Source organism: Algiphilus sp., assembly GCF_965216485.1.
Taxonomy (GTDB): Bacteria; Pseudomonadota; Gammaproteobacteria; order Nevskiales; family Nevskiaceae; genus Algiphilus.
In genome coordinates, this window is record NZ_OZ244162.1 from 211758 (window position 1) to 237129 (window position 25372).

General features: G+C 66.2%; 20 protein-coding genes. 12 read left to right on the forward strand and 8 right to left on the reverse strand.

Annotated elements, in window-relative coordinates:
* Positions 1-93: 93 nt before the first annotated feature.
* From ACOOFO_RS00965 to ACOOFO_RS00975, 3 genes are all read left to right on the forward strand, one after another.
* Positions 94-1014 (forward strand): hypothetical protein, encoded by a 921-nt coding sequence (locus tag ACOOFO_RS00965; RefSeq protein WP_420427795.1) that lies wholly within the window; start codon positions 94-96, stop codon positions 1012-1014.
* Between the two features lie 84 nt (positions 1015-1098).
* Entirely contained in the window at positions 1099-2148 is a 1050-nt protein-coding gene (locus ACOOFO_RS00970) for a tetratricopeptide repeat protein (protein WP_420427796.1), read from the forward strand.
* Positions 2149-2367: 219 nt separating this feature from the next.
* Entirely contained in the window at positions 2368-3627 is a 1260-nt protein-coding gene (locus ACOOFO_RS00975; RefSeq protein ID WP_420427797.1) for a L,D-transpeptidase family protein, read from the forward strand.
* Here ACOOFO_RS00975 and ACOOFO_RS00980 read toward each other — a convergent pair.
* Genes ACOOFO_RS00980 through ACOOFO_RS00990 form a run of 3 tightly spaced genes read right to left on the reverse strand, consistent with a single transcriptional unit; the run spans position 3605 to position 5910 of the window.
* Entirely contained in the window at positions 3605-4546 is a 942-nt protein-coding gene (locus ACOOFO_RS00980) for a M14 family zinc carboxypeptidase (protein ID WP_420429823.1), read from the reverse strand. The two genes, ACOOFO_RS00975 and ACOOFO_RS00980, sit on opposite strands and share 23 nt — an antisense overlap.
* Before the next feature lie 54 nt (positions 4547-4600).
* A complete protein-coding gene (locus tag ACOOFO_RS00985; protein ID WP_420427798.1) occupies positions 4601-5239 on the reverse strand; it encodes a thiol:disulfide interchange protein DsbA/DsbL in 639 nt (212 codons plus the stop codon).
* 47 nt (positions 5240-5286) lie between these two features.
* On the reverse strand, positions 5287-5910 hold the full coding sequence (locus ACOOFO_RS00990) for a c-type cytochrome (RefSeq protein WP_420427799.1): 624 nt from the start codon (positions 5908-5910) through the stop codon (positions 5287-5289).
* A gap of 99 nt (positions 5911-6009) precedes the next feature.
* Here ACOOFO_RS00990 and yihA point away from each other — a divergent pair, with 99 nt between their 5' ends.
* Both yihA and ACOOFO_RS01000 read left to right on the forward strand, forming a co-directional pair.
* Positions 6010-6609, forward strand: a complete 600-nt coding sequence (gene yihA, locus ACOOFO_RS00995; RefSeq protein WP_420427800.1) for a ribosome biogenesis GTP-binding protein YihA/YsxC — start codon at positions 6010-6012, stop codon at positions 6607-6609.
* A 348-nt stretch (positions 6610-6957) separates the two neighbouring features.
* Positions 6958-7737, forward strand: coding sequence for a crotonase/enoyl-CoA hydratase family protein (locus ACOOFO_RS01000; protein WP_420427801.1), 780 nt, complete (start codon positions 6958-6960; stop codon positions 7735-7737).
* Positions 7738-7749: 12 nt separating this feature from the next.
* On the opposite strand, the gene polA is transcribed toward ACOOFO_RS01000, so the two are convergent.
* From polA to lptM, 3 genes are read right to left on the reverse strand one after another with little or no spacing between them, the layout of a single operon-like run.
* Positions 7750-10458, reverse strand: coding sequence for a DNA polymerase I (gene polA / locus ACOOFO_RS01005; RefSeq protein WP_420427802.1), 2709 nt, complete (start codon positions 10456-10458; stop codon positions 7750-7752).
* Positions 10451-11752 carry a diaminopimelate decarboxylase gene (gene lysA, locus ACOOFO_RS01010; RefSeq protein ID WP_420427803.1) on the reverse strand — a complete coding sequence of 434 codons (1302 nt, stop codon included), beginning with the start codon at positions 11750-11752 and terminating at the stop codon, positions 10451-10453. Before lysA ends, polA begins: the two co-directional genes overlap by 8 nt.
* Positions 11718-11927, reverse strand: coding sequence for an LPS translocon maturation chaperone LptM (gene lptM / locus ACOOFO_RS01015; protein ID WP_420427804.1), 210 nt, complete (start codon positions 11925-11927; stop codon positions 11718-11720). The genes lysA and lptM overlap by 35 nt, the downstream gene beginning before the upstream one ends.
* A gap of 98 nt (positions 11928-12025) precedes the next feature.
* Here lptM and ACOOFO_RS01020 point away from each other — a divergent pair, with 98 nt between their 5' ends.
* Complete coding sequence (locus ACOOFO_RS01020; protein WP_420427805.1) at positions 12026-12706, forward strand: alpha/beta hydrolase; 681 nt, start codon at positions 12026-12028, stop codon at positions 12704-12706.
* A gap of 19 nt (positions 12707-12725) precedes the next feature.
* Here the strand turns inward: ACOOFO_RS01020 and ACOOFO_RS01025 are convergent, their stop codons facing one another.
* Entirely contained in the window at positions 12726-13685 is a 960-nt protein-coding gene (locus ACOOFO_RS01025; protein ID WP_420427806.1) for an alpha/beta fold hydrolase, read from the reverse strand.
* 92 nt (positions 13686-13777) lie between these two features.
* Here ACOOFO_RS01025 and ACOOFO_RS01030 point away from each other — a divergent pair, with 92 nt between their 5' ends.
* From ACOOFO_RS01030 to ACOOFO_RS01055, 6 genes are all read left to right on the forward strand, one after another.
* Positions 13778-14713, forward strand: coding sequence for an oxidoreductase (locus tag ACOOFO_RS01030; RefSeq protein WP_420427807.1), 936 nt, complete (start codon positions 13778-13780; stop codon positions 14711-14713).
* 83 nt (positions 14714-14796) lie between these two features.
* Positions 14797-16566, forward strand: coding sequence for an N-acetylglutaminylglutamine amidotransferase (locus ACOOFO_RS01035; protein ID WP_420427808.1), 1770 nt, complete (start codon positions 14797-14799; stop codon positions 16564-16566).
* Positions 16567-16618: 52 nt separating this feature from the next.
* Positions 16619-18361, forward strand: a complete 1743-nt coding sequence (gene ngg / locus ACOOFO_RS01040) for an N-acetylglutaminylglutamine synthetase (protein WP_420427809.1) — start codon at positions 16619-16621, stop codon at positions 18359-18361.
* A gap of 20 nt (positions 18362-18381) precedes the next feature.
* Positions 18382-19545, forward strand: coding sequence for an osmoprotectant NAGGN system M42 family peptidase (locus tag ACOOFO_RS01045; protein ID WP_420427810.1), 1164 nt, complete (start codon positions 18382-18384; stop codon positions 19543-19545).
* Positions 19546-19560: 15 nt separating this feature from the next.
* A complete protein-coding gene (locus ACOOFO_RS01050; RefSeq protein WP_420427811.1) occupies positions 19561-21300 on the forward strand; it encodes an autotransporter assembly complex protein TamA in 1740 nt (579 codons plus the stop codon).
* Entirely contained in the window at positions 21297-24989 is a 3693-nt protein-coding gene (locus ACOOFO_RS01055) for a translocation/assembly module TamB domain-containing protein (RefSeq protein WP_420427812.1), read from the forward strand. Before ACOOFO_RS01050 ends, ACOOFO_RS01055 begins: the two co-directional genes overlap by 4 nt.
* A 43-nt stretch (positions 24990-25032) precedes the next feature.
* Here the strand turns inward: ACOOFO_RS01055 and ACOOFO_RS01060 are convergent, their stop codons facing one another.
* Positions 25033-25359 (reverse strand): hypothetical protein, encoded by a 327-nt coding sequence (locus ACOOFO_RS01060; RefSeq protein WP_420427813.1) that lies wholly within the window; start codon positions 25357-25359, stop codon positions 25033-25035.
* Positions 25360-25372 lie beyond the last annotated feature (13 nt).

The window sequence follows — 25372 nt, forward strand, 5'->3', positions numbered from 1 at the left end:
CGGCGTTGGGGAGCGGGGTAACGGAGCGTTTACACTCGCAGTCTATCTGTTTCGCGTCATGGCGCATTGTGCGCTCTGCGCCTGCATGCCCCTATGCCGTCCTCCCGCAAGCCTTCGTCTGTCTATCACCCGCGCTACTGGCCGCACTGGTTGCTGGTGGGGCTGCTGCGCGCCCTCGCCTGGCTGCCGCTGTCGATTCAGCGAGGACTGGGACGGCAGCTTGGCCGGCTGAGTTACCGACTGCTCAGACGGCGCCGCGACATCACGCGCATCAATCTTTCGCTGTGTTTTCCCGACAAAGGGCCGGACGAGATCGAGTCCCTGGTGCGTGCCCATTTCGAATCGGTAGGAGTCGGCTTCTTCGAAACCCTGTCGGCGTGGTGGAAGCCGTCGCGCGTGTTGGCACCGCGATTGCGCGTGGAAGGCCTGGAGCATTTGGAAGCCGCCAAACGCGAGGGTGGCGTCATCCTGCTCACCGGCCACTTCACCACCCTCGAACTGGCGGCGCGCGCGCTGTGCGAGGCGGGCGTGACCTTCCACGCCATGTATCGCCGCCACAACGATCCGGTGTTCGAGCGCGTCATGCAGGCACTGCGCAGCCGCCACAGCGGTCGGCCCGCGCTGCAGCGCGAACAGCTGCGCCCTCTGGTACGGGCACTGCGCCAGGGCGACGCCATCTGGTACGGACCGGACCAGGCCCTGCCGCAGGGCACGCTCTTTGTCGACTTCTTCGGTGTTCCAACCCCCACGCTGTCGGCCACCAGCAAGCTTGCCGAGTATGGCCGCGCCCGCGTCGTGCCCTTCTACCCCCGGCGTGAGGGCCGCGATCTCGTTGTCCGCATCGCACCCGCCTGGGATGACTTCCCCAGTGACGATGTCGCGAAGGACGCGCGGCGCGTCAACGCCGCCCTGGAAGACGGCGTACGCATGGCGCTGCCGGATTACTTCTGGATCCACCGTCGCTTCAAGATTCGGCCACCCGGCATGCCGTCGGTCTATCCCAAGCGCAGGTAGTCTCGGCGGCCTGCGCCATCCCCAAGGTGTTGGGTACTATGGATGCCCGACGTCAATGTCCCTCCGCTTACCCGGACCCCCTTCATGGTCACTCGATTTCCCCTGATTCCGACGGTGGTGGCTGTGGCCGCCGCGCTCTGTTCTTCCCTTGCCTTCGCCGCGACCGAAGAGGCCCGTCGCCTGCTCAACGAGGGGCGCGCCGCGCAGGCACTGAATGTGCTGGAAACGCATCTCGAAGGCAGTCCGCAGGACGCTGAGGCGCGATTCCTGCGCGGACTCGCACTGTCACGTACCGGCCGGCGCGATCAGGCCATCGAGGTCTTCGCCAACCTGACCCGCGACTATCCGCAGCTACCCGAGCCGTACAACAACCTTGCCGTCATCTATGCCCAGCAGGGTGACTATGAGAAGGCGCGCGACGCCCTGGAGGCGGCGCTGGCCACCCACCCCAGCTACGCCACGGCGCACGAGAATCTGGGCGATATCTATGCGGCACTCGCCTCGGCTTCCTACAACCGCGCGCTGATGCTCGATGAAAGCAATCCCACCGCGCGACAGAAGCTGAAATTGATGGAGCGCCTCGGCGCCAGTCTGCCGGCCACGCGCCCCAACCTCAGCGCCCCCGCCGAGCAGCCTGCGACCGCTGCAACCTCCCCTGCCGGCAGCAGCGACGCCGCTGCCGCATCGTCCGTTTCCTCCGCCTCGGATGCATCATCCCCGGCCGTCGACCGCGCCGCGCCGCCCGCCGCTGCCACGCCCGCGGCAGCCGCGCCCAGCTCCACGGCGGAGCGCGCGACGCGCGAGCGCATCTCCGCAGCCGTCTACGACTGGGCGCAGGCCTGGCAGAAGCAGGAGGTGGAGGCCTATCTCGATGCCTATGCGCCGGACTTCGATCCCGCCGGCGGTCTCAGCCGCTCGGCCTGGGAGGCGCAGCGGCGCGATCGGGTGAGCAGCCCGAACCGCATCGTCGTGCGGGTACGCGATCCGGACATTCAGATTGTCAGCCCGGACCGGGCCCGCGTCACCTTCCAGCAGGAATACGAATCCGACAACTACAGCGACGTCACGACCAAGGTGCTTGACCTGCGTCGGGTGGATGACCGCTGGCTCATCCTGCGCGAAACCACGCGCTGATGCCCGTTGATTGCCGACATGCCATTGTCGCGTGGGGCGCCGCATGCGCCTGAACAATCACCCTGCAGCCTAAAGGTCGATCTGACGCGACCATCGTGCCGCAGCATCTCGCGCCCGCGGTGCAGCCCTGCTCAACCGCCACCAGGGCGCCATGCGATGAGAATGGCGCCGTCGCGCGTGCACGGGAGGGCTGGTGCCTGCCAGTCGCAACAGTACGGCATGGTCCGCGCGGCCGGGTTGCTCGCCGTGGCGCTGCTGGCTGCAAGCCATGACGTCGAGGCGCGGCTGGTCAGCCCGCCGTTGCTGCTCGATGCACCCGCCGCACCGGCCCCTCCTGGATCCCCCGAGGACCGTCTGATCGAAGCAGCGCATGCCTTTGACAACGGTCAGGCGCGCCTTGCCCTGGATCGAGTGGATGCACTGATCGAAGACGAACCCACCTTCCGCGCCGCCCACTATCTGCGCGGGCGCATCTTCGGTGCATTGGCTGGGGTGCCCGCCGCCAGCCTGATGCCCGAACACGGTGAGGCATTGCAGGCACTAGCTGAAGAACTGGACTTGCGTATCGCGCGCAGCCATCTCGACGACGCCCGGCACATGCAGCCCAGCGCCGTATTGGCCCTGCCCGATCATCTGCGCTATCTGCTGACGGTGGACCTGTCCGCAGCGCGCCTCTACGTGCTGGAGAACAGCACCGAAGGCCTGCGCCTGATCGCCGACCGTTATGCCGCCATGGGCAGCGCCGGTTTTGGCAAGGAGCGGGAGGGCGACAACCGCACCCCGCTGGGGATTTACCGCATCACCGAGTGGAAAGACGACGCCTCGCTGCCGGAACTCTACGGCCACGGCGCCTTCCCGGTGGACTACCCCAACGACTGGGATCGCCACCGCCGCCGTACCGGCTACGGAATCTGGCTGCACGGCGTACCGCGGGACACCTATGCACGCGTGCCACGCTCTTCGGAGGGCTGCGTGACCCTGTCCAACGACGCAATGGCCTGGCTGCAGGACTACATCGACATCGGCGAAACACGCGTCGTGCTGGCGGAGTCACTGCAATGGGCGACACGGGAGGCCGTGGCGAGCGAGCGAACGCGATTCCAGGCTCGCATCGACGCCTGGCGCAACGCCTGGGCGCAGCGCGACACCGACCACTATCTGAGCTTCTACGCCGACAACTTCACGACCGAACAGCACGCACGCCCACACTTTGCCGCGCACAAACGTGCCGTCAACGCGGGCAAGAGCTGGATCGAGGTGGAACTGCGCGATATTGCGATCTTCGACTACCCTGGCGAGCCGGGCCTGCGTCTGGTCAGCTTCGAACAGGAATACCGCAGCGACAGCTACCAGTCGGTTTCGCACAAGCGCCAGTACTGGCGGCTGCAGGAAGACGGAAGCTGGCGCATCGAGCGCGAGGTCGAGCTGGAGGAACGCGAGATCACGCCCACCGCCATCAGTGCGGAAGCACGCCCCTGAGTTGCACCGGGAGCGGCGGCTGCGTCAGCCACGGCGTCACCTGTTCCGGACCGCTGTCCGCGAGCTGCCGAGAGACCGGCAGACCCGGAACCACATGCTCGACCATCCACTGCTCGAGATCGCGCCACATGTCGGCCGCCTGCCGCGCGGTCGGCATGATGCCGGCGTGCGGCAATTCCGGCGTCACCACAGGAATGCCCAGATATTCCCCGGCCCAGCGTCCCAGCGAGCCGGGGTAGGTGCCCAGCTGATCCAGCTGCAGGAAGCCCAGACGCTCGGGGGCCTCATGGCGCCTGCCGTCGAAATCCAGCAGCCCCAGCGGCGCGTGCATGGCGACCACCACATCGGGGGCAAAGCGGATGATCTGCTCGGCCAGCCATTGGCTTTCCGGCTCTGACAGGGCGTCCGGACCGGGGTAGCGGCGCGGATCGCTGCCCGTCTGCGTGCGCCAGTGCGGCAAAGCCGCCCGCTGCCAGTCCGGCGAGGGGAAATTGCGATTCAGATCCACACCGTTGGCATTCTCGCGTGTGGCCGGCCGCCGCAATAAACCATCCGGATTCAGGGCCGGGATCACGCGCCAATACTGGGTGCGGTCGGTACGCTGGTCGAGCTCCGCCATGTACTGGAACACCACGCTGACGGACGACAACTCGTCGCCGTGGATACCGCCGAACAGGAGCACGCGCAGTGCCGGGCGGCCATCCGCCGTCGCGCCATTGGGCGGAAAATCGGCATACAGCAGCGGCCAGCCTTCCACGGAAGCGACCCCGGAGGCCTTCAGCGCGGGAAGCGCGCAATGCTCCGGATGCACGGATGCCAGCCGGGCCTCGATGCGCGCGCAGCTTCGCTCGACGTTGGCAAGGGGGATCGACTCCACGGAGTGGGCACGCGCCGCAGACCAGGCGGCGGTGGCCACCACCAAGACAAGGAGACCAGAGAGGAGACATGCGGGTATACCGGCCCGCATGCCGGATCAGCCCTTGTTCGAGCGCGCCTTGTCGACGAGGAAATTGATGATGCTGATCATTTCCTCGAAGCTTCCGGCCTGCCCCGCGCTGACCTGCCAACGACCATCAACCACCACCGTCGGGACACTGGCGATGCCAAAGTCGGCAATGCGCTGCTCCGAACGTCGCGTGCGGTTCTCGACCGTGAAGCTGTTGAAGGTCTTGCGGAACGTGTCCACCTCGATACCGGCCTGCGAGAAGATACCGGCCAGCGTGTCTTCGGAGGCGAGGCTTCGTCCCTGCTGGTGGATGGCGTTGAAGATGCGGCCATGCACCTCGTCCGTGACCTCAAGCTCCTGCGCCGTGTAGAAGGCGCGGACATGCAGACGACCGGCACTTCGACCGAGCGCGGTGGGAAGGCGCTCGAAGGTCACATCCTCAGCCTTGGTGCGCTTCCACTCGTTGATGTGCGGCTCGAAGTTGTAGCAATGCCGGCAGCCGTACCAGAACACCTCGGTTACGGCGATCGCACCAGGCTCCGAGGTTTCGACGTTGCGCACTTCCTTGTAGTGCTCGCCCTCGACATAAGTCTCGGGCTGGGCGGTGCAAGCCAATGGGCTGACAAGGAGGGCAACCGCGGCAAGGCGGCTCAAAAAACGACGCATATCTATCCCCACGGAAAACGGCTTTGGATCAAGGCTCCGCCGAGCGATCAGCGGCGCGGCTGCAGACCTGCTGCGTAGGAAGCCAGCGCGTCGATTTCCTCGTCGGTGAGCTTGGCGGCAACGGTCTGCATCATCTGACCCGGAACGCCCACGCCGCGTTCACCGGAACGATAGGCACGCAGCTGCATGGCGGTGTAGGTGGCGTGCTGGTTGGCAATGCGCGGATAGGCAGCACCCGCATTCCCCAGACCGGCCGGCCCATGGCAGCCGGTGCACGATGGAATGCCGCGCTCGGCGTCACCACCGCGCCACAGCGGCTCTGCAATGGCCACCGCTTCCTCGCTGGCGGTGCGCGGCTTGGCCTGCTGCTGCGCGTAGTAGGCGCCGAGATTGCGCATGTCGGTTTCCGACAGACCGGCGGCCTGCCCCATCATCAACGCATTCTGGCGCGCTCCGCTCTTGTAGGCCTTCAGCTGCTCCACGATGTAGGTGGCATGCTGGCCCGCGAGAACCGGCCATTCCGGATTGCTGCTGTTGCCATCCGGCCCGTGACAGGCCGCGCAGGTCGCGGATTTCGCCTTTCCGGCTTCGGGGTCACCCCCGGTAAAGGGCTCTTCGGCCTGCGCGATGCCCACAAAAAGGGCACAGCAGGCAAACAGGGCGCGCTTCATTCAAGACTCCGATGACAGTTCGCACCCCTTTGGCGATGGGTCGCCGGGCGCGGAAACGAGTATGGTTGCAACGCCTAAATATACCCGATGCGGCAGGACGTGAGCGACAACCCCTTCCTCAAGGCCGAATTTTTGCGGTCATGTGCACAACACCATCAGCTTCCGGATGACGGCCTTCCTGAATTGGCCTTCGCGGGTCGCTCCAACGCCGGAAAATCCAGTGCGCTGAACAAATTGTGTCAGCGTCGCAACCTGGCACGCACCAGCAAGACACCCGGCCGTACCCAGCTACTGAACGTCTTCGCGGTGCCCAACGGCTACCTGGTGGATCTGCCTGGGTACGGCTACGCCAATGTGCCGGAGCGGGTGCGCCGCGACTGGGGCCGGCTCGTCGGCGATTATGTCGGCAAGCGCGGGCCGCTGATTGGCGTGGTTCTGATCATGGATATCCGGCACCCGCTCACCGACTATGACCAGCAGATGCTGGCATGGGCCGAATCGGCCGGGCGGCAATTGCATGTGCTGCTCACCAAAGCTGACAAGCTCTCGTTCGGCAAGGCGCGCAACGTACAGCTTCAGGTACAGCGCAGCCTGGGCGATCGGGCGAGCTGCCAGCTGTTCTCGGCGCTGCGCGGCATCGGCGTGGAAGAGGCGCAAGCGACCCTCGGCGCTTGGCTGCGCTCGGATGCGGGCGTATAGTCGAACGCACAAATTTTCCGAAGCGCACAAAAAAGTGCCGGGCGACTCGGGGGAAATCGCCCGGCAGCGGTTCCGGCTTTGGGGGATGCCGGACTCTGTCCAGGGAGTGGAGACAGAGGAGCGTCAAGGGGGTAACGCTCACTGGATAGGACAGGGAGTAGCGGATTGGGTTCCCGACTCCGCGCGAAAATTTGCCCGGAACGGGATGATTTCGCGCAAATCGAAATTAAGTGTTTGTTTTTGAAAGATATTTAGTTGGGCACGGCACCGTGGCCTGGCCCGATTTGTGGCCTGGTTTCGGCCTCGGGAGCCGCCGCCGACCGCAACCCTTGTGCAGCGGAGTTCCCCATGACTCACATCCTTTGTCAGCGCCACGGCGCCATTCTCGAAATCCGCATCCAGCGACCGGAAAAGCTGAATGCGTTGAGCGTGGCCATGTACCACGACATCGGGCGTGCGTTGGCGGAGCTGGAGCGGGACGACGCACTGCGCGTGGCGGTGGTCTGCGCGGAGGGCAAGCACTTCACGGCCGGGGTCGAGCTGGACCAGTGGGCGCCCTACTTCCGCTCGGGCGAAGGCTTTCCGCTCGCTGCGGGAGAAATCGACCTGTTCGGCCTGGCGGGACCACGACGGTGCAAGCCGGTGGTCATGGCGGTGCAGGGCTATTGCTTCACCTGGGGTGTGGAAATGCTGCTGGCCACCGAGGTGCGCGTCGCAGCGGAAGACACCCAGTTCGCGATGCTCGAAGTGCAGCGCGGTCTGTACCCCTGTGGCGGCGCCACTCTGCGCCTACCGCAGCAGATGGGCTGGGCCAACGCGCAGCGCTACCTGCTGACCGGTGATCGTTGGTCCGCCGAGGAAGCACATCGCACCGGTCTGGTGCAGGAAGTGGTCGCGCCGGGGACACAGCGCGAGGCAGCCATGCGGCTCGCCGAAGGCATCGCCCGCGCGGCGCCGCTGGCGGTGCAAGGGGTCCTCAAGGCCACCCGTTTCGCCCAGCACCACCCCGAAGCCGAGGCCATCGACCAGATGTTCCGCGACCTGGTGCCGGTGATGGAGAGCGAAGACGCTGCCGAGGGCCTGCAGTCCTTCGTGGAGCGGCGCGAGGCCGTGTTCAAAGGGCGCTAGCCGGGACGCCCCTCAGGCGTGCGCCTGATTCCAGTTGCGCCCGAAACCCGGTTCCGCCACCAGCGGCACGCGCAGCTCGGTAACGTTGCACATGCGCTCGGTGACCTGCGCCGCCATATCGCGTAGCGCCTGCTCGGGGCCTTCGAAGACCAGCTCATCGTGCACCTGCATGATCATGTGCACCTCCGGGGCGTGCTTCCGCGCCCAGTGGAAGACGTCAATCATGGCCAGTTTGATGAGGTCCGCCGCCGTGCCCTGCAGCGGCGCATTGATCGCCGTGCGCTCCGCGTACTGGCGCATGTTGGCGTTGCGCGCGCGGATGTTGGGCAGATACAGGCGGCGGCCGAAAAGCGTTTCGACATAGCCTTGGCTGCGCGCCCGCTCGCGCTGGCCGTCCATGTAGGCGCGCACGCCCGGATAGCGGGCGAAGAAGCGGTCGATGGTATCCGCCGCTTCGTCGCGGCCGATGCCCAGGTTACGCGCCAGCCCATAGGCGGAAATGCCGTAGATCAGCCCGAAATTGATGGCCTTGGCGGCGCGGCGCTGTTCGCTGGTGACCTTGGACAGCGGCAGCTCGAAGACCTCCGAGGCAGTCGCGCGGTGGATGTCCTGATCGTCGCGAAATGCCGCGATCAGGCGCTCATCTTCAGAAAAATGCGCCATCAGGCGCAGTTCGATCTGGGAATAGTCGATGGCCATCAGGCAGCGTTCATCGGGCGCGACGAAGGCATCGCGGATCCGCCGCCCGGCTTCGGTGCGGATCGGGATGTTCTGCAGATTCGGCTCGGAGGACGACAGCCGGCCAGTGGCCGTGGCGGCCTGGTGGTAGTGGGTATGGATGCGCCCGGTCGCGGGATTGATCTTCTTGGGCAGCGCGTCGGCATAGGTGCTGCGCAGCTTGGACATGCCGCGCCACTCGAGGATGCGTGCCGGCAGGGCGTGCTGATCGGCCAGCGCATCGAGGGCTTCTTCGTTGGTGGACGGCGCCCCTTTGGGGGTCTTGGCGGACACCGGCAGCCCGAGCTTGTCGAACAGAATGTGCTGCAGCTGCTGGGCCGAGCCAAGATTGAACTGCTCGCCAGCCAGCTCCCAGCACTGCGCCTGCAGGGCCTCCATGCGCTCGCCCAACTCGCGGCTGATGCCGCCCAACACGTCGGCGTCGACATAGACGCCGGTCGCCTCCATGGCGGCGAGGATCGGCACCAGCGGCATCTCGATATCGCGGTAGACCGAGGCCAGCTTGTCGTCGTCGCGCACCCGCGGATACAGGCTCTGATGCAGACGCAACGTGACGTCGGCGTCCTCGCCGGCGTACTCGGCCGCCTTGTCGACCGCGACCTCGTCGAAACCGATCTGCTTCTTGCCCTTGCCGGTGATGTCGCTGTAGGCGATGGTGCGGTGGCCAAGATGGGTTTCGGCCAGGGTGTCCATGTCGTGGCGCGCGGTGGCGTCCAGCACGTAGGACTGCAGCATGGTGTCGTGCACCACACCGCGCAGCGTGACACCGGCGCCCGCCAGCACATTGATGTCGTATTTCAGGTTCTGCCCGACCTTGGGGCGCTCCGCGTCCTCAAGCAGCGGCGCCAGCTTCTCGCGCACCTGTTCCCAGGGCAACTGCTCGGGGGCGTCGAGGCCACGATGGGCCAGCGGCACATACCATGCCTGCCCGGCTTCCACCGCGAAGGACAAGCCCACCAGCCGCGCACGCACCGCATCCAGACTGTCGGTTTCGGTATCGACACAGATCAGCTCTGCTGTCTCCAAGGCCTTGCGCAGCGCCTCCAGCGCGTCCTCGTCGAGCACGGTGGTGACCGCGATCGCCGCTTTCGGCGTATCGGCGGTGGTCTGTCCATCGTCGCCCTCGTCCTGCGTCTCGCGCAGCGCCTCCAGCCAGCGGCGAAAGCCGAGCTGCTCGTACAGCCCGGCCAGGGTTTCGGTATCGGGCTCGCTGCGCGTGAGGCGATCCCAGCGCTGTTCGAGGCGGACGTCATCGCGCACCGTCGCCAGTTCGCGCGACAGCGGGAGCTGCTCCGCAGCGGCGCGCAGATTCTCGCCGGCCTTGCCCTTGACGCTATCGCGCTCGGCCAGCAGGCGATCGAGATCGCCGTATTGATCCAGCCACTTGGCGGCGGTCTTCGGCCCGACGCCGGGCACGCCCGGGATGTTGTCCGAGGTATCGCCCATCAGGGCCAGCCAGTCGACGATCTGCTCGGGCGGCACGCCGTACTTGTCGCGTACCGCGGCCGGGTCGAAGGTCACCCCCTTCATGGTATCGAGCAGCCTGACGCGGTCGCTCACCAGCTGGGCCAGGTCCTTGTCGCCACTGACGATCAACACCTCTGCACCGTCGGCCTCGGCCTGCCGCGCCAGGGTGGCGATGACATCGTCCGCCTCGAAGCCGTCAATCTGCATCAACGGAACGCCTAGCGCCTGGATCAGTTCGCGCATGGGGGCGAACTGCGATTCCAGATCCTCTGGTACCGGCGGCCGGTTGGCCTTGTAGTCCGCGTACATTTCGTTGCGGAAGGTGGCGCCGCGCGGATCGAAGATGACCACGATGCGCTCGCACCCGTAGTCGGCGAACAGCTTGCGCAGCATATTGGCCATGCCGTAGATCGCCCCGGTCGGACTGCCGTCCGGCGCGGTCAGCGGTGGCAGCGCGTGAAAGGCGCGGTACAGCCACGACGAGCCGTCGATGAGGATCAGCGGACCGCTAGCCACGCGGCGTCTCCACGGAGTCCAGCAGGTGTTCGCCGCGCATCAGGTCGTCCACCGTTTCGCGCTCACGGGCGACGTGGGCATGCGCCCCGTCCACCAGAATCTCGGCCGGACGAGGACGGCTGTTGTAGTTCGAGGCCATGACGAAACCATAGGCCCCCGCGCCGCGCACCGCCAGCAGATCGCCCTCGCGGATGGCCAGCGCGCGTTGCTTGCCGAGGAAATCCCCGCTCTCGCAGACCGGACCGACAACGTCGTAGTGCTGCTGCGGCTCATCGATGCGTGGCGACACGGCCTCGATGGCCTGCCAGGCATCGTAGAGCGCCGGGCGCAGCAGATCGTTCATCGCCGCGTCCACGATCGCAAAGGCGCGCGCCTCCGTCGGCTTCAGCGCCAGAGCCCGCGTGATCAGCAAGCCGGCATTGGCGGCAATGCTGCGGCCGGGTTCGATGTGAATCTCCAGCCCGCAGGCCTCCAGCTTGGGGCGCAGCCGGGCAACGTATTCCGCCGGCGCCGGCGGCAACTCGTCGGCATAGCGCACGCCCAGCCCGCCGCCGATGTCGAGGTGGTCCAGGCTGAGACCGTCCCCACGTAACCGTTCAACCAAGGCCAGCAGACGGTCGAGCGCATCCTCGATGGGGTCGAGGTCGAGCAACTGCGAGCCGATGTGGCAGGCCAGCCCCACCACCCGCAGACCCGGGCGCTGCGCGGCCTCCCGGTACAGCGCAGGCGCGTCCTCGATGGCGATGCCGAACTTGTTCTCACGCAGACCGGTGGAGATGTAGGGATGCGTCCCGGCGTCCACATCCGGATTGACGCGCAGCGCAATGGGCGCGCAACGGTCCTCCTCCCGCGCGATGCGGTCGATCAACTGCAGTTCGGACACCGACTCCACGTTGAAGCAGCCGATCCCGGCCGCCAGCGCCTGTCGGATTTCCGCAGCGGTCTTGCCGACGCCGGAGAAGACGACTCGGGCCGGATCGCCACCCGCGCGCAGCACGCGCGTCAGCTCGCCTCCGGAGACGATGTCGAAACCGCTGCCCAACCGTGCCAGGGTCTGCAGCACCGCCAGGTTGGAGTTGGCCTTGACCGCAAAGCAGACACGGTGCGGCAGCGCGCCAAAAGCCTCGTCATAGGCCCGATAGCGGTCCTCCAGCGCGGCCCGCGAATAGACGTACAGCGGCGTCCCGAAATCGCGCGCCAGGGCTTCGCAAGGCACACCCTCCACGCAGAGTGCGCCTTCGCGCACCGGAAAGAAGTCGTCAGCGTGCATCGCGCGGTGATTCGGCGTCGTCATCCTGGTCCTTGTCGTCGGCATCATTGTCGTCACCGCCGGCCGCCTCCGCCTCGGCGCGCGCGTTCAGGTCGCTAATGCGCTGGGGCGCGTCATCCGAACCGGGCAGATAGAGATCACCGGACTGCCCGCAGCCGGCGAGCAGGAGGACGAGCAAGAGCGGCCAATGACGTGCCATGGGCATCAGCGAGAACGAAATGGCGGCAAAGTGTAGCGCGCTTGCCCACGGGCGCTTCGGCATTGACAATCGCGCGCTGATCAATCGGCAGACAGGCCATGAGCTACCACCGCAGTGAGAACGAACAGGGCGTCACCCTGGAACCCGCGAATCCGGCGCGCGCCGCCGTCATCTGGCTGCACGGCCTGGGCGCCGACGGCAATGATTTTGTCCCCATCGTCCCCGAACTGAAGCTGCCCGACGCACTCGCCGTACGCTTCATCTTTCCGCACGCCGAGGTTCGACCGGTCACGCTCAACGGTGGCATGGCGATGCGCGCCTGGTACGACATCATTTCGCTGGACCGCAACGGCCCGCAGGACGAAAAGGGGGTACGCGCCTCCGCGGAGCGCATTGATGCCCTGATCGCCGAGCAGGTCGAGGCCGGCATTGCCAGTGACAAGATCATCGTGGCGGGCTTCTCGCAGGGCGGCGCCATCGCGCTGCACACCGGCCTGCGCCATCCGCAGCGGCTGGCCGGGGTGCTCGGTCTGTCCACTTACCTGCCGCTGGAGCAGCGCCTGGCCGAGGAAATCAGCACCGCGAATCGGGACGTACCGATTCTGCTCTGCCACGGCAGTCAGGACCCGATGCTGCCCATCCAGCTCGGCCAGCACAGCTGCGAGGCATTGCGGCAATGGGGCTATGCGCCGCAGTGGCGGGACTATCCGATGCAGCATCAGGTCTGTCTTGAGGAAATCCAGGACATCTCGGCCTGGATGCAGCCGCTGCTGGGCTAGTGCGTGGCCGCACGCACCGCTAGCGCTGCGCCTGCGCCGTCTGCTGCAGCGCGAAGCGGTCGATGGCCTCCGCCACCGCCTCCGGCGCGGCGTGATGGGGGGCATGGCCGACCCCCTCCAGCATCACCGTCTGCGCCTGCGGCACCACCGGCAACAGGCGAGCGCCGTGATTCCAGAAAGGCACGAGCTCGTCGGCCTTGCCATGGATCAGCAGCAGGGGCTGCTCGATCTGCGCGTACTGCGGGCTCAGTGACTGCAGATACTCGCTGAGGCGATTCATGTCCTCGACGTTATGCAGAAAGGTCGTGGGTCGCAGCGCCAGCGGCGCACCAATGCCCTCGACATAATCCTCCGGCACCGGGTTGGGGGCGAGCACGCGCTCCACCACCGTCGGCAGCATGGCCTGCCCCGCCGGGTACACCACGGTGTGCGCGAACAGCGAACCGATCAGCGGCGCGCCGCCCACCTGGTAGGTCCAGTCCACCGAGCCCGCCCAATGCCCGGCTGCGCCAGCCAGCAGCACGCCGCCGGCCATGCGGTCGCCGTGATGCACCAGACCAGCCATGACCACACTGCCGGCCCAGGAATGTCCGACCAGCAAGGGCCGCTCAAGGCCGAGGGCTTCGGCGGCGTCCAGCGCCAGCTCGGCAATGCGCGCCGGGGTCGGCCATTGCTCGGGCCGCTGGCTGTAGCCGTAGCCCGGACGATCGATAGCCAGCACGGGACGCCCCTGGGCCAGCATGGGCTGCAGCCGGCTGAAATCACGCAGATTGGAACTGGCGCCGTGCAGCAGCACCAGGGGTGTGCCACTGCCCTTGCCCAGCAGGCGGTAGTGCAGCCGCAGGCCGTCAACGGTCAGGAAATCCCCCACTGGCGGATAACGCTGCTCCACCCGCCACTTGCCCCACTGACTCCACCCGGCCAGCGCGGCAAGGCCTACCAGAACAAGCACCAACACCCCGGTCACCATCGTCTTCATGCACTCCCCGCCTCTGTCTGCGCCGCACCGCACACACTCCCGGCCGGCACGGACGCTATGCTGCCCGAACCATTCGCACGAAGGGGAGTGCCATGGCCAAGGGATGGACCGCACGGGATATTGGCGATCTGCATGGCAAGACCGCTGTCATCACCGGCGCAAGCAGCGGCCTCGGCCTGCATTGCAGCCGCGCACTGGCGGCCGCCGGGGCGCACGTCATCATGGCCTGCCGCAATCTCGACAAAGGGGCCGAGGCTCGGCAAACGATCCAGGCCGAACTGCCGGATGCCGAACTGGAGCTGCAGGCGCTCGATCTCGCCGACCTTGGATCGGTCGCGACCTGCGCCCGGACGCTGACCGAGCGGGGCGAGGGCATTGACATCCTGCTCAATAACGCTGGCGTCATGGCGGTGCCGCTGTCGCGCACGGCCGATGGCTTCGAGATGCAGATCGGCACCAATCATCTGGGCCACTTTGCGCTCACAGGGCAACTGCTGCCGCGGCTGCGCGCGGGAGCCCGCGTGGTGACGGTTTCCAGTCAGGCCCATCGGCTCACACCCGGCATCGACCTCGACGACCTCAACTGGGAACGGCGCCGCTACAGACCGTGGCAGGCCTACGGCGACAGCAAGCTGGCGAATCTGCTGTTCCACAACGAACTTCACCGCCGGCTGACGCAGGCGGGACGCAACTGCACGGCGGTGGCGGCACATCCGGGCTATGCGGCCACGCATCTGCAGTTCGTCGCTGCCGAGCAGAAGCAGTCGCGTGTCGAAGCCATGTTCATGCATGTCGGAAATACCTTGCTGGCGCAGAGCGGGCAGATGGGCGCCCTGCCCAGCTTGTACGCGGCGACAGCGCCCGCGGTTGCAGGCGGTGACTTCATCGGGCCGGACGGCATCCAGCAGATGCGCGGCTATCCCACCACCGTGCAAAGCCGCCGCATGGCGCAGGATCCAGAGCGCGCACGCCAGCTCTGGCAACGGTCCCTTGCACTGACCGGCGTAGACTTTGTAATCGACAACTAAGGCGCAACGGCCTTTCCACGCGCTGGAAAACCGTGCGCGCGGCGGCCGCCAGACCGCCTGAATACGCCAACAGGAGAGCATTTATGTGTGGTATCGCCGGGGAACGACGCTTCGATGGCCAGATGGCCGACATCGGCCTCATTGCGCGCATGAACGACTGTCAGGCGCCGCGCGGCCCGGATGGCGCTGGCGTCTTCGCCCAGGGGCCGCTGGCCGTGGGGCAGCGCCGGCTGAAGATCATGGATCTGTCCGAGCGCGCGCAGCAGCCGATGATCGATTCCGAGCTAGGTCTGGGCATCGTCTTCAACGGCGCCGTCTACAACCACCCGGAGCTGCGCGAGGAGCTGTCACGGCGCGGCTTCCGCTTCTATTCGGAAGGCGATACCGAAGTCATCATGAAGGCCTACGCCTGCTGGGGACTGGATTTCGTCCATCACCTGCAAGGCATGTTTGCCTTTGCGCTCTTCGAGCGCGACTCGGGTCGTATCGTCCTGGCGCGCGACCGTCTGGGGATCAAGCCGCTCTACTACAGCCGGGATGGCGGCGCGCTGCGCTTTGCCTCCAGCCTGCCGGCGCTGCTGCAGGCGCCGGACATCAATCGCGACATCGACCCGGTGGCGCTGCACTACTACATGCATTTCCACGCGGTGGTACCGGCGCCGCATACCATGCTCAAGGGCATCCGCAAGCTGCCGCCGGCCACGATGATGGTGGTCGAGGCGGACGGCAAGAGCTATGAGAAGGCCTACTGGGACCTGTCCTTCGAACGCGATGACGCCGACGGCGAGCGCAGCTTCGAGGATTGGCGCGATCAGGTTTTGGCGTCGCTGCGCACCTCGGTACATCGCCGCCTGGTCTCGGACGAGCCGGTGGGTGCACTGCTGTCCGGCGGCGTCGATTCCAGCCTGATCGTCGGCCTGATGGCCGAAGCCGGCGCCAATCTGCGCACCTATTCCATCGGCTTCGAGGACGTGGGCAAGGAAAAGGGCAACGAATTCGAATACTCGGACATCGTCGCCAAGCACTTCGGCACCCAGCACGAGAAGATCTTCATCGACTCGCGCAAGCTGTTGCCACGCCTGCCCGAGGCCATGCGCGCGATGAACGAGCCCATGGTGTCGCACGACTGCGTCGCCTTCTACCTGCTGTCCGAGGAGGTCGCCAAGCGCAGCAAGGTGGTGCAGTCGGGCCAGGGCGCCGATGAGGTCTTCGGTGGTTACCACTGGTATCCGCCGATGATGGAATCCACCGACCCGGTGGCAGACTATGCCCGGGTCTTCTGCGACCGCGACCACGCCGAGTTCCAGCGCGCGGTCCACACCCGTTTCCACGGCGAGGATCATGCCCGCGCCTTCATCCGCCATCAGTTCGAACGCGGCGGCGCCAGTGAGGCGGTGGACAAGGCGCTGCGCATGGACACGCAGATCATGCTGGTCGACGACCCGGTCAAGCGGGTGGACAACATGACCATGGCGCATGGCCTCGAAGCCCGCGTCCCCTTCCTGGACCACGAACTGGTCGAGCTGGCCGCCCGCATTCCGGCGCAGCACAAGATCGCCGAGGACGGCAAGTACGTGCTCAAGGAAGCCGCTCGCCAGGTCATCCCGGCCGCGGTCATCGACCGACCGAAGGGCTACTTCCCGGTGCCGGCGCTGAAGTACCTGCAGGGCGATTTTCTGGAGTACACGCGCGACCTGCTCAGCGCCCGCGTGGCCAAGGACCGCGACATCTTCCAGCGTGTGTACCTCGACGAGCTGTTCGCCGATCCGGAGGCGCACATCACGCCGCTGCGCGGTTCCAAACTTTGGCAATGCGCCGCACTGGAAGGCTGGCTGCAGGCGCATGGTGTTTAATACGGCCTCTCAGACACCGGCCCTCGTCTTCCTTCGCCGGTAGGAGCAACGTATGTCTCGTCGTGGCCATTCCGACCCCCGACTGGCGCAACGTCATGCCCAAAGCCTCAATCACCAGCAGCGCACGCCGCCGCCCAATCAGGAAATCGGGCAGTCCAACGTGTCGCTGGATATGGGCTGGGGCGACCTGATTCTGGCCCATACCTTCGACGGTCCGGGGGATGTTGCGCGCGCGCTGCTGGATGAACCCTCCGGCCGGCGCAATATCGCCATCTATGTGCGCGACCCGCACGTCATCCTGGCGCAAAATCCGCAGCAGCTGTTCCTCGACCCGAGCCACACCTTCCGGCTCTGGTTAGCGCACTACCGTTCTCCACGGCAACGCAATCGCGGCTACGCGGTGCGCCGGCTGCGCACGCTGGAGGACGCCCAGGCCATCAACCGCATCTATGCCGCGCACGGCATGGTCCCCATCGATGCGGGCATGGCCTGGAAGCAGCGTGCCTCCCGCACCATGATCTATGCCGTGGCCGAGGACCTCGCTACCGGCCGCGTCGTCGGCACCGCCACTGGCGTCGATCACGTCGAAGCCTGCGGCGACCCCGAGGGCGGTTCCAGCCTGTGGTGTCTGGCGGTGGACCCCGACGCCACTCTGCCCGGCCTGGGGCAATCGCTGGTGCGTTTCCTGGCCGAGCACTACCAGGCCCGTGGCCGCGTGTTCATGGACCTCTCGGTGATGCACGACAACAGCCAGGCCATCTCGCTCTACGAGAAGCTGGGCTTCACGCGCGTGCCGGTGTTCACCGTCAAGACCAAGAACGCCATCAACGAGCCGCTCTACACCGAGCCCCCCGACGACGACGCCGGACTCAACGTCTATGCCGCCATCATCACCAACGAGGCGCGACGTCGCGGCATCCGCGTGGAGATCCTGGATGCCGAATACGGCTACTTCAAGCTGACCCTTGGCGGGCGCTCCATCACCTGCCGCGAGTCGCTCTCGGCCCTGACCTCGGCGGTGGCGATGTCACGCTGCGCGGACAAGCGGGTGACGCGGCGCATCCTCGAGCGCGCGGGCCTGAACGTGCCGGCGCAGCGCGTGGCCGATGACTCCGACGGCGACCTCGAATTTCTTCGCCTGCACCAATCGGTGGTCGTCAAACCAGCCGACGGTGAACAAGGGGCAGGCATCTCGGTGGATGTGCGCGACGGTCGCGCGCTGCGTTCGGCGATCCGCACGGCGCGCAAGCACGATGAGCAAGTCCTCATCGAGCAGTGCTGTCCGGGCGACGACCTGCGCATCATTGTCATTGGCTACAAGGTGGTGGCCGCAGCCATCCGCCGCCCGCCGGTCATCACCGGCGACGGCTCTACCCCGATCCGCACGCTGGTGGAGAAGCTGTCGCGGCGCCGTGAAGCGGCCACGGACGGCGAGGCACACATTCCGCTGGACAAGGAAACGGAACGTTGCGTGCGCATGGCCGGTCACAGCCTGGACGATGTACTCGCACAAGGGGAGACACTGGCCGTGCGCAAGACCGCCAACCTGCATACCGGCGGCACGCTACAGGACGTCACGCATTTGCTGCACCCCACCCTGGTGCACGCTGCAGTGAACGCCGCCCGGGCGCTGGAGATTCCGGTAACCGGGCTCGACTTTCTGGTTCCGGCCGCGTCTCAACCCGATTACGTGATCATTGAAGCCAACGAGCGCCCGGGGCTTGCCAACCACGAGCCCCAGCCGACCGCGCAGCGTTTCATTGATTTTCTCTTTCCACGCAGCGCGGTCGCGTGAGCACGGTCACAATGGGCGACATGAAAAAACTACCAATCGACGACCATTACATCCGCCAGACACTGCTCGAACTGCTCGCCATCCCGAGCCCGGTGGGCTTCACCGACGAGGTGGTGCACTACGTCTGCGGCAAGCTCTCCGAGATCGGCGTACCGTTTGAACTGACCCGGCGCGGCGCCATTCGCGCCACCATCAAGGGCGAGACCGATCGCCCGGCCTGCGCGGTCGTGGCCCACGTCGACACCCTCGGCGCCAATGTGCGCCACATCAAACCGAACGGCCGCATGAGCCTGCTGCCCATCGGCACCTGGTCGAGCCGTTTCGCCGAGGGTGCGCGCGTGACCCTGTTCACCGACGACCACGCCTACCGCGGCACGATCCTGCCGCTGATGGCCTCCGGCCATGCCTTCAACACCCAGGTCGACGACCAGCCCGTGAACTGGGAGCAGGTCGAACTGCGCATCGACGAATATGCGGATACTGATGAGGATTTGCGGCATTTGGGCGTGAACGTGGGTGATTTTGTTGCGATTGACCCGCAACCGGAAATCACCTCCAGTGGCTACATCTCCTCCCGCCATCTGGACGACAAGGCAGGTGTTGCCGCACTGCTCGCCGCCTGCAAGGCCATCGTCGAAAGCAAGATCACGCTGCCGGTCTACTTCCACCCGATGTTCACTGTCACCGAGGAAGTGGGTTTCGGCGCCTCCGCCATTCTCGACGAACGCATCAGCGAGATGATCGGCATCGACATCGCCATTCCGGGCACCGGACAGAATTCGCGCGAGCGCGGCGTCACGCTGGCCATCGCCGATTCCTCAGGACCCTTCGACTACCACCTGACGCGCAAGCTGATCCACCTGTGCCAGGAACACGACATCGATCATCAGCGCGATGTGTTCCCGTACTACTTTTCCGATTCGGCGGCCGCACTGCGCGCTGGCTATGACATCCGCCACGCCTTGATCGGTTTTGGTGCGGACTCCTCGCACGGCTGGGAGCGCACCCATCTGTCCTCGCTGACGGCGATTGCCGAACTGATGACCCTGTACGCCCAGAATGGTCCGGTGATCGCCCGCGACCAACGGATGCTGGGCCCGCTGGAAGGCTTCCCGCACCAGATCGATATCGGCGAGATGGAAGCCCCGCACCAGGAACTGCCGAATCCGAAGGAATTCCTGTAGCGGCCTTCGGACGCCGTGCATCTGCCGCGCAGCCTCTGGCTGAGCCTCTGGGGACTCTGCGCGCTCGGGATCATGCCGGGCGCGCTGGCCTTCGACGTCGACGTGCGCGTGGACGGCGTCGAGGGCGAGCTCCGCGACAACGTGGAGTCGCTGCTGGCCATTCGCCAGGCTGCCCGCCAGGGAGAATCCCGGCCCCACATCCTTGAGCGCTTGCACAAGCGCGCCAAGGACGACATTCAGCAGGCACTGCAGCCCTATGGCTACTACTCGCCGACCGTACGTAGCGAGTTCGAGATTGGGGAGACATCGGCCACCGCGGCCTATCGCATCGAGCCCGGCCCGCGCACACGTATCCGCCGCATACAGATCGACATCAGGGGCGGCGGTGAAGCGGATGCCGAATTGCAGGCGGAAATCGACAAGCTTCCGCTCACTGAAGATCAGCCGCTGTTGCACAGTCAGTACCGCGCGGCCAAGGAGCGGTTGATCCGGTCCGCCTTTGCGCGCGGATACTTCGATGTCGGTTACGAGACCGCGCAGATCCGCGTGCATCGCGATGACCGCTATGCCGACATCAGGCTGGTTCTCAATACCGGCCCTCGCTACGAAGTCGGCGAGATTCGCATCGTGCAGGACGAACTCGACGACGACGTCATCCGCCGCTATCTGCCCATCGCCAGCGGCGACCCCTTTTCCCCCGATGCCCTGCTCGACACCCAGTTCCAGTTGATGGAGCTCGGCTACTTCAGCCGCGTCGACGTCAGTCCGGAGCGCGACGAAGCCGAAGATGCCCGCATGCCCATCCGCATCGAGCCGCGCTATCTGCCCTCGCAGCGCTACGCCGCCGGTGTCGGCTTCGGTACGGATACCGGCGCGCGGGTCTCGCTGGAAACCGATTTTCGCCATATCAACAAGCGCGGACACTCCATCGAGTCGGATATCCGAGTGTCGCAGCGGGGCGCTGACGTGGGCGGCTCCTACAACATCCCGCTCGGCAATATCCCCGGCGAGAGTCTCAGTTTCAACACCCGCTACGAGCGCGAGGAATTCGAAGACGGCGACTCGGAGAGCTACATCATCGGCGCCTCCCTGGCGCGTCAGCCCGGGGACTGGAAGCGACGCACCTACCTCGAATACTCGACCGAGCGCTTCTCCGTCGGCGACCTGCGTCGTACCACCAATCTGCTGGTGCCGGGTATCTCCTTCGAGCGCAAGGAGTTCGACAACGAGGCCTATCCGCGCAACGGCTGGAGCGTGTTCCTTGATACCCACGGCGCGGCCGAACCCGCGCTTTCCAGCACGACCTTTGCGCAGAGCCGGGTGGCACTGCGCGGCGTGCTGTCGCTGGATGCCAAGAGCCGCCTGCTGGGCCGCTTCGAGTACGGCGCCAGCTTCGTCGACAGCTTCGAGCGGCTGCCATTGTCCGAGCGCTTCTATGCCGGCGGTGACCGCAGTGTGCGCGGCTACGCCTTCCGTTCCCTCGGCGAATTCGACGACGACGGCAACGTCATTGGCGGCGAATACCTGACCTCCATGTCAGTCGAAGTGGACCGATTGATCTGGGGCAACTGGGGCGTGGCGGCCTTCATGGATGCCGGCGGGGCCGGCAACATCGCCTTCCCCGAGCTGTCGCGCGGTGTCGGGCTGGGCCTGCGCTATCGTTCCCCAGTGGGTTCGATTCGAGTCGATCTTGCCCACCCGCTCGACAAGGATCGGCTGGTCCGGCTGCACATCGGCATCGGGATTTCCCTATGAAACAGCTCATGACACGCTTGCTGAGCTGGCTGCATCGCCTGTTGCGACTGAGTACCCAGGTCCTGACCGTCACGCTGGTGGTGGTATTGATCCTGGTCGGTTGGCTTGGGCTAACGACCACTGGCCTGCGCACCGTGCTCGACCTGGCCGATACGCTGGCCGGCGAACAATTCTCGGTGGAGGCCGCCGACGGTCGCCTGCTCGGCAGCATGACGCTGCGAGGCTTGCAGATCGTTACCCCTGCCGCCGACGTGCAGGTGGACACACTGCGCTTTGCCTGGGTACCCGGCTGGATTCCGGGGGGGACCCTGTATATCAAGCAGATCGGCGTCGAGACCGTGCGCGTGGCACTTCAGCAGGGAGAGGAAGAGCCCACCGAGAGCGAGACGGAGCCCTCGGGCCCGCTGGATGTGCTGATCCCCTTCCGTGTCGTGCTCGCCGAGCTCAGCGTGCGCGATGTACAGATCGCACAGCAGGGCGAAGCACTCCCGGGTCTGAACGAATTGACCCTGTCGGCATGGGCCGCCGGACGACGCATCCAGATCGAATCGCTGAGCGTGGATCAGCCGGAGTACGGCCGCTACCAGATGCAAGCGGGCATCCTGTTGCCGAAGGGCGCAGTCGAGGTTGAAGACCTGCAACTGACCGGTGCTGGCACGCTGCGCCTTGATGGCCGCATTCCAGTGGGCTCGGATGATGCACTGCGCGCGACCATCGACTGGCAGGATCTGCATTGGCCTGCCGGCGCGGCGCAGGACGCGCGACTGCTCACAAGCCCCGAGGGCAACCTGCAGATTGGCGGCTCGCTGGCGCAGCCCACGGCAGAGGGCCGCATTGCGCTCTACCCGAGCGGCTCCATCGGCATCGACGCGGACTGGCAGGGCACGGATGGCTTCCAGGCCGCACTGGAGTGGCGCGGGCTGCACGATCCGCTCAACCCGAGCCAACCCGCTTGGCAGAGTGCCCAGGGCAACCTGAGGGCGCAAGGCCAACCCGATGCCTGGACCGTGCGGCTCGACGCGGATGCCACAGTTGCCTTGGCACCCCCAGAACCCGAGCGCCCATCGGGCAGCGTGGAGACCGACACCACGCGATCCGGTCTGCGCACGCAAGCGGAGTTGCTTCCGCTGTCGCTGCAACTGGAGGCCGAAGGCGGCCTGACGGAAGCAAGGATTCGCAGCCTGGCCATTCGCCTGCTGGAGGGGCGTGTGCGCGGCAGCGGCCAGGTTCAATGGCAGCCCACTCTCTCCGGCGATGCAAAGCTGCGATGGCAAGGCATCAACCCGGCGCCATTGGCGCCTGACTTCCCGGGCACCCTCAATGGCGACGCAACCACCACCTTCGCAATGCGCGGCGATGTGCCCGATGCCCGCTTCCAGGTCACGCTCGAAGACAGCCGACTGCGCAAGCACGCGCTGCAACTCGCTCTGGAGGGGCAGGCACAGGGGACACAGGTGCGGCTGAAGACCTTGCGCGCGCGTTCGGGCAGCTCGCGACTGGAAGGATCGGGCACCGTCACGCCGCCTTTTGATTTCCAGGCCACCCTGCAAAGCGCCAATCTCAATGAGCTCGCACCCGGCATCCGTGGCGAGGCGGGGCTGGGCTTGACACTGAAGGGCCCGATGGATGCACTGCAGCTACGCCTGAAGGGTGAGCTGCACGAGGTCCAGATGGCCGGCACACGCCTCGCCGAGGCCCGTATCGACGCGGATGTCGCGCTCAATGGCCCGATGCGCGCCGACCTCAGCGCGTCGGGCGTCTACGACAGGCGCGGCGATACCGTGCTGCTCTCGGAGGCAGCCATCTCCCTCGACGGGCGCATCGACGATCACACGCTGACCATCGATGCACAGACGCCGCAGCTCGATGCGGCCGCCCGCCTGCAGGGCGGCCTCGATCAAGCAGCCATGCGCTGGAGCGGCCGCCTCGAAGCACTGCGTCTTGACCCCAGCGCGCTCGGTCTCACCGCGTGGACACTGCGCGACGCTACCCCGCTACAGGCCTCCGCCGAACAGGCACGCGTCGACCAGCTCTGCCTGGATGGCGCCGAGAGCGGAGCGCTTTGCCTCGATGCGGCTTGGCAGGCCGGGAATCTGAACGCGGCCCTTGCGCTGGAGGATTTCCGCCTGGCGACCCTGCACCCCTTCCTGCCCCCCGGCATGGAGTTGGACGGAGGGATGCAGGGCGATGCCGAAGTCACCATGGTCGACGGCGTGCTCACGCAGGCCGACAGTCGCTTTGTCCTGTCAGAGGGCGCACTGCGTGCCCCCGATCAGGCACCGCTTGCTTTCGGCCCCGGGTCGCTGGAAAGCTCGGTGAACGACGCGGGCGAGCTTCTTGCGCGCCTCGGTCTGCCGGTGGCGGCCGGAGCCATCAACGGCGAAGTGCGTCTCGACCCGAAGCCGCAAGGGGCTCTGGATGGCCAGCTCAACCTGACCCTGCCCTCGCTGGACTTCCTGCCGCTATTCACGCCTGAGGTCACTGAAGCATCCGGCAGCCTCAATGCGCGCGTGCGGCTGAGTGGCACTGCCACCGCGCCCGATGCTCAGCTTGAGGCCCGACTGGACAACGGCACCTTGGCCCTGTTCACACCCGGACTGACGCTGGAAGACATCAGTGCCACCGTGCGCACGCGCGACGACCAACAACTCGATCTGGCCTTCCGCGCCCACTCTGGGGGCGGCAGCATTGAGGGCAACGGGACCGCGCAGCTGCGGGCGAACCCTTTGCGCGCAGAACTACGCGTCCAGGGCCAGGACTTCCAGGCGGCCAATCTGCCCGAAGCCCAGGCGTGGATCTCTCCCGACCTCACCGTGCGTTTGGAGGAGACGCTGCGCATCAGCGGCCGGGTGGACATTCCGCGCGCCACCATCGAGCCCGAGAAATTTTCGTCCAGTGGTGGCGTCACGCCTAGCGCGGACCAGGTCTTCATCGAAGATGACGATCAGGTGATCGCAAAGGGCTTGCCCGTGAATGCCGAGATCACGGTGGCGCTGGGCGACGAAGTCTCCCTGACGGGCTACGGTCTGGATACCCGGCTCGAGGGCTCCATCACGGTCATCGAATCCCCTGGCAAGGTCACGCGCGGACGCGGCGCGCTGACGCTGGAGGACGGACAATACGAAGCCTACGGTCAAAAACTGGCCATACGCCGCGGCCGCATTGTCTTCGCCGGCGGCCCGGTCACATCTCCAGGCCTCGATTTCGAAGCCGTTCGCACACCCGACCCCAATGTGCTGGTGGGCATCCGCGTACGCGGCAGCGTCGAGCAACCACAGTTCCAGCTCTTCTCTGAGCCGCCCATGGAGCAGAACGCCCAGCTGAGCTGGCTGGTGCTGGCCCGTCCGCCCACCGAAATCGGTGAAGGCAGCGAAGAGAGCTCTGCTCTGGCCGGCGCAGCGCTGGCGTTGGGGCTCTCGGGGGGCGACTGGCTGGCGCAGCGCATCGGCAGCCGCGTGGGTGTGGACGAAATCTCGATCGGGAGTGGCGACGGCGAGGACAGCTCCCAGGCGCGGTTCACCGTCGGCAAGTACATCGGCTCGCGGCTCTACGTCAGCTACGGCGTGAGCCTGTTCCAGCCCGGGCAGATCTTCAAGCTGCGCTACGACCTTGGCCGGGGATTCGCACTGCAGACCGAAACCGGGGTCGAAAGCGGCGGCGATCTGCTCTACACACTGGAGCGCGACTGAGGCATAGCGCACTGCGCCCGCCTTGCGCCTGGCTGCCCGCAGCCTAGCCCCCTCGGCCAGGCTCCTGGGATGGCGGCGCGCCCTTCGAGTCCGGCGGTGGCTCCGCGCTGAAATCGGGTGCGTCCGGTTTGCCCTCTTGGGTGGCGTATCCCTGCTCACGAAGCGTCTTCTCGATGTCTTCATGCAGGCTGCTGTCGTCGCGCAGCCGGCGCAGCACCTCCTCCGCCATGCGCTGCTCCATCTCCTGGCGCAACCGGTCGTGGATGCGCGCCTGCACGCGGCGTCGCGCGCGCAGCCATGCCGCACCAAAGCCGACAGCGAAGCACAGCATGGAGGCGATGAACAGCAGCGCACCGGTTCCGGTGCTCATGCGGATGGCCCTA

Coding starts and splice junctions, on each gene's coding strand:
- ACOOFO_RS00965 (WP_420427795.1), top strand. CDS start 94: ATGCCGTCCTCCCGCAAGCCTTCGTCTGTCTATCACCCGCGCTACTGG.
- ACOOFO_RS00970 (WP_420427796.1), top strand. CDS start 1,099: ATGGTCACTCGATTTCCCCTGATTCCGACGGTGGTGGCTGTGGCCGCC.
- ACOOFO_RS00975 (WP_420427797.1), top strand. CDS start 2,368: ATGGTCCGCGCGGCCGGGTTGCTCGCCGTGGCGCTGCTGGCTGCAAGC.
- ACOOFO_RS00985 (WP_420427798.1), bottom strand. CDS start 5,239: ATGCGTCGTTTTTTGAGCCGCCTTGCCGCGGTTGCCCTCCTTGTCAGC.
- ACOOFO_RS00990 (WP_420427799.1), bottom strand. CDS start 5,910: ATGAAGCGCGCCCTGTTTGCCTGCTGTGCCCTTTTTGTGGGCATCGCG.
- ACOOFO_RS01000 (WP_420427801.1), top strand. CDS start 6,958: ATGACTCACATCCTTTGTCAGCGCCACGGCGCCATTCTCGAAATCCGC.
- lysA (WP_420427803.1), bottom strand. CDS start 11,752: ATGACGACGCCGAATCACCGCGCGATGCACGCTGACGACTTCTTTCCG.
- lptM (WP_420427804.1), bottom strand. CDS start 11,927: ATGGCACGTCATTGGCCGCTCTTGCTCGTCCTCCTGCTCGCCGGCTGC.
- ACOOFO_RS01020 (WP_420427805.1), top strand. CDS start 12,026: ATGAGCTACCACCGCAGTGAGAACGAACAGGGCGTCACCCTGGAACCC.
- ACOOFO_RS01025 (WP_420427806.1), bottom strand. CDS start 13,685: ATGAAGACGATGGTGACCGGGGTGTTGGTGCTTGTTCTGGTAGGCCTT.
- ACOOFO_RS01030 (WP_420427807.1), top strand. CDS start 13,778: ATGGCCAAGGGATGGACCGCACGGGATATTGGCGATCTGCATGGCAAG.
- ACOOFO_RS01035 (WP_420427808.1), top strand. CDS start 14,797: ATGTGTGGTATCGCCGGGGAACGACGCTTCGATGGCCAGATGGCCGAC.
- ngg (WP_420427809.1), top strand. CDS start 16,619: ATGTCTCGTCGTGGCCATTCCGACCCCCGACTGGCGCAACGTCATGCC.
- ACOOFO_RS01045 (WP_420427810.1), top strand. CDS start 18,382: ATGAAAAAACTACCAATCGACGACCATTACATCCGCCAGACACTGCTC.
- ACOOFO_RS01055 (WP_420427812.1), top strand. CDS start 21,297: ATGAAACAGCTCATGACACGCTTGCTGAGCTGGCTGCATCGCCTGTTG.
- ACOOFO_RS01060 (WP_420427813.1), bottom strand. CDS start 25,359: ATGAGCACCGGAACCGGTGCGCTGCTGTTCATCGCCTCCATGCTGTGC.